Below are 4,680 nucleotides of genomic sequence, written 5' to 3'. Positions count from 1 at the left end.
AAAAGATTTAACAATTATGCTGCTATGACATTCGTTATAGCGTGGCGACTATTCATTTTTTTCTGTGAAATACGAAATATGCTGAAGCGTCAATTGGTTGTTTCTATTTTTGTTGCGTTGCAAGTGCCGTTTTGTTTGGCTGGAGCAGTGGACTCGGGTTATGAAGTTAGTTTGGAAGGCGCCATTCAAAAGGCGATAAATTATTATCCAACTATTATGCAGGCAGAACAGCAGCGTTTTGCCCAAAACCAAGAAGTGTTAGGCGCCGAAGCGAAACATTGGCCGACCGTTGGGCTTGAATCCAATACCAGCTGGTACGCTGATTCCGATCAGGACGCCGGTGATAACACGGGTGTCTTGGTCAAGGTGCCGGTGTACTCAGGTGGTCGTATTGAAGCGGGTGTCCGCGTGCAAAAAGCCTTGTATGAAAAGGCCGGAGAGCAAGTTACGCTGGCTGAGGATGATGTGGTATTGAAAGCCAGTTCTGCCTACCTGGGCTGGTACTACGCGGTGCGTGCTGTGCGTTTGGCTGATGCCAACGTGGAAACTATCGATTCTATCGTCAAGGACGTCAAGTCGGTCGCCGAATATGATCCTGGTCGCCAGGCTGATGTGTATCAAGCGGTTGTGCGCCAAGCCAAGGCTCAGCAGGAAGTCGATCGCCAGCGTGCGGTCTTGCAGCAGGCTGAAGCTACTTACAATCGCTTTATCGGGGAGTTGCCGTCGGGGGAGGGTGAGCTGACGGATGCGTGGACTATGTCTGCGCTACCTCCTTCTCTGGATGTTGCATTAAGCCGAGTGGCGTATGGCCATCCGCGTATTCTGGCGGCGGAAGCCGAGGCCCGTGCTGCGCAAGAAAATATTGATGTCGCCAAGGCGCAAACAAAACCGGAGTTGTCTCTCGATGTGCGCAGCGCCCATGGTGGCTCAGCAAGTTTGAACGTGACATGGACTGGTTTTGATCTGTCAGCACGGCATGCCGTGTCGGCAGCGTCATCTTCATCCATTGCCGCACAAAATGCAGTGGCGGACATTCGCCTGGAGGTAGAAGAGAGCCTGCGCCGAAGCTGGGCCGCGATGGATAGCGCAAGGGCCAGACAGTCTTCTGCGCAGACCCAGGTCAAGACCGGAGAAAAAGTTCTCCAAGCCTACAAGGATCAATTTCAAGTTGGGCGGCGCTCGCTGTTGGACCTGCTGAACGCCTCAGATGAAGTTTATACCAATCGCCTGTCAGCGCTTAATGCTGAGGGTGATCTGTATTTCGCCAGGTACCAAGTGCTGGGGACACTGGGTCGATTGGCAGAGCACTATTGAGATGAGCATCATGAGTACAGTACAGGTAATACCCGCTGCACCTCTTCAGGGGCGGGCCGGCGAGTGCGACAGCTTGTGTTTGACCTTGGCAGAACTTAGCGAACGCTTGGGGCATCCACTGCCCGCGGAGTCTTTTTCTGAAAATGCGGCGCGCTGTGATGAGGGCCGGGTAGCCGTTAGCGATGTTTTGCAGAATATGCGCACGCTGAGCTTTGAGGGCCAGTTGTTGGAGTGCGCGTTGGCAAAGATTCCCGATGAGGCATTTCCGTTAGTTGTGTTTCGACACAGCGGAGAAGCGTTATTGCTCCACGCCCGTCGCCAGATGAAAAATCAGGTGGCTTACGATGTATGGTGGCCTGAAATTCAAGCCTCTACTCATCTTGGTGCTGAGGAACTTGAGGAACAGTTGGTCAAAACCTGTCTTTTGGTTAAACCGCCTTTGCATGAGGCGCCTGCCAGAGGGTTGGTGCCGCATAGTCATTCGAAAACGGGTTGGTTCTGGAAAACACTGTGGCGCTATCGCGGTTATTATGCCGAAGCGGCACTGGGGACGCTGCTGATCAATGTGCTGGCGCTAGGCGGATCATTTTTCAGTATGACGGTGTATGACAAGGTTTTACCCAATGAAGCATATGCATCGTTATGGGTGTTGGCGATAGGCGCTTTGATTGCAGCGGTTTTCGAGTTTTTTCTTCGGAATTTGCGCGCCTGGGTCGTTGATAAGGGCGGGAAAAAGGCGGATTTGGTAATCAGTTCCATTCTGTTTCGTCATTCAATGGCGTTGCGCATGGAAGGTCGGCCAGGTTCGGCCGGTGCCTATGCCAGTAATATGGGAAGTTTTGAGGGGCTGCGTGAATTTTTCTCCTCCGCGGCCGTATTGGCTTTGGCCGATCTGCCGTTTGCCTTGCTGTTTGTCGCCGTCATCGGGGCAGTATCGGGTGTGCTCTGGATTGTTCCCGCCGTGGCGATACCTGTTTTGATTTTTGTTGGTCTTATTGCCCAGATTCCGCTTAAGCGTTTGGCAGTAGAGCATATGAAGGTTGCAGGTGACAAACATGGGTTACTGGTTGAAAGCATTGATGGACTGGAAGAGATCAAGGCTGCCCGTGCTGAAGGCTGGATGGTGCGGCGCTGGGAGAATATCAATGCACTGAACGCCAAATCTGCCAGCCAGTCGCGCTTGGTTGTTTCTTTGGTCAGTACCTTCAGCAGTCATGTTCAACAGCTGTCGACAATGGCGCTGGTGGTCTGGGGCGTTTACTTGATCAATGCCGGGGATATGACCATGGGTGGCTTGATCGCCGCCACCATATTGTGCGGCAGGGCGTTGAGTCCCTTTGCCAACGTATTGGCATTAGCGGGGCGATGGCAACAATCTCGTAGTTCCCTGGAAGCACTCTCGATGTTGATGCAACGCCCCGTAGAGCGTGAAGAAGGAAAACGTTATGTCACATTGCGCCATGTGCGTGGTCGTATGGGCCTGAAGGGTGTTGATTTTAAATACCCGAATACTGAACTTCCTTCGTTGGCGGGTTTCGATTTGAGTATTGAACCTGGCCAGAAAATAGGACTGCTGGGCAAGGTGGGCAGTGGAAAGTCCACACTGTTGCGGATGATGGCAGGCTATTACTGGAGTGCTGAGGGGCAGGTAACGCTGGATAATATTGATCTGAGACAAATTGATCCTGCCCTGCTACGTAAACACGTCGGTCTGATGGGGCAGGATGCAAGGCTGTTTAAAGGAACGCTTCGAGACAATCTGGTGATGGGGCATACGGAAATTGAAGAGGCCTCGGTGTTCGATGTGCTGAAAAATTTGTGCCTTCTAGATTGGATCAATACATTGCCGGATGGGTTGGATACACAGTTAGGCGAAAATGGTGCAGGGCTTTCCGGTGGGCAGAAACAACTATTGGCACTCGCTCGACTGATGCTCGGCAATCCCTCCGTTGTGCTGCTGGATGAGCCTACCAGTGCGCTTGATAAAGCGACCGAAGCAAGTGTTATTGCAGCGCTGAAAAACTGGATAGGGGGGCGCACGTTGGTGTTGGCTACGCATCGCCCTAGCATGCTTGAGTTGGTAGAAGCTGTGGTAGTTATAGAGCAAGGTCAGGTTGTTCGGTCCGGTAGTCGGGAACGACTGAGTGAAGGTTGAGGGTTTTCCATGTTCGGTCGACGTAAAAATAGTGTTGCACCTTATATTCATGATTTACAGGCCGCGTTGATAACGTCTCGTCATCCGCTGAGTGGTTTCATGGTCGTTTTCGCGCTTGTGATTATGCTGGTGTTTTATGTCTGGGCTGCTAATTCTGAGCTTGAAGAAGTGACGGTGGCGTCAGGTGTTATTATTCCGATGGGGCGCGAGCAAGTTATTCAAAGTCTGGATGCCGGGGTGTTGAAAGAGCTCTATGTGAAAGAGGGTGATATCGTTCAGAAAGGTCAGAAGCTTCTGCGAATTGACGACACCCGGAGTGGCGCGTTGCTGCAGGAATTTGAAAATAAAGGGTTGGCGCTGAAAGCTAGTAAAGCGCGTCTGTTGGCTGAGCTAAATGGCACTACTCCAGATTTTCCACCCGAGGTGGCGTCCAGGCCGGAGTTGGTGATGGGGGAAATGGCTGCTTATAAATCAAGAAAAGAGGCGCTTGAGTCGGCAGAGGAAAATTTTCGCAAGACATTGTCTTTGCTGGGTAGCGAAATCGCTATTACTGAACCCTTGACCAAGAAGGGCGTGATTTCGGTCGTTGAGCTCTTGCGCCTTAAGCGCCAGCAGGCTGAGACGTTGCAACAACTTGATGAGCGCCGTAATAAATTTAAAGTTGAGGTGACCGCAGAGCTTACGCGGGTCGAGTCTGATCTGTCGCAAGCCCTCGAAGCGGCAAAGGCTCGGGCAGATACAGTAGACAATGCCGTTGTCACCTCGCCCGTACGTGGCACTATCAAGAATGTCGAGCTGGTCACGATAGGTGGGGTGGTGCAGGCTGGCCAGCCATTGATGCAGATCGTGCCTATCGGTGATCAATTGTTGGTCGAGGGTTTTGTCAAACCATCAGATGTAGCCTATTTGCGTCCAGGCTTGCGCGCGACGGTCAAACTATCTGCTTATAACTACACCACGTATGGTTCGCTCAAGGGCGAGTTGACCCTGGTGAGCCCCGATACCCTTCGGGATGATCGTCGCAGCAAGGATCCGAACAAGCCTGACGAAGGCTACTATCGAATATTGGTTCGGACTGATGAGGCTGAATTGGTTCGAGGTGAAAATCACCTCCCTGTTATTCCGGGGATGACGGGGACTATTGAAGTGAAGACGGGCACCCATACTATCTGGGAATACCTGACTACACCGATATCGCGGGTTAGCGAAGC

The 4,680-nt window shown here is 52.1% G+C and carries 3 protein-coding genes; all 3 read left to right on the top strand.

What is annotated here, in order from left to right:
• Nucleotides 1–1,314, top strand: a 1,314-nt coding sequence (locus tag ACIQUS_RS27030) for a TolC family protein (protein WP_403054181.1), incomplete at its 5' end; no start/stop codon positions are given.
• 10 nt (nt 1,315–1,324) lie between these two features.
• Nucleotides 1,325–3,469, top strand: a complete 2,145-nt coding sequence (locus ACIQUS_RS27025; protein ID WP_403054178.1) for a type I secretion system permease/ATPase — start codon at nt 1,325–1,327, stop codon at nt 3,467–3,469.
• Between the two features lie 9 nt (nt 3,470–3,478).
• On the top strand, nt 3,479–4,680 hold a 1,202-nt coding region (locus ACIQUS_RS27020), incomplete at its 3' end, for an HlyD family efflux transporter periplasmic adaptor subunit (RefSeq protein ID WP_403054175.1).

The sequence above is a fragment of the Pseudomonas sp. NPDC090755 genome, assembly GCF_044769005.1.
Lineage (GTDB): Bacteria > Pseudomonadota > Gammaproteobacteria > Pseudomonadales > Pseudomonadaceae > Aquipseudomonas.
This window is presented reverse-complemented; position numbering and strand designations above follow the sequence as displayed.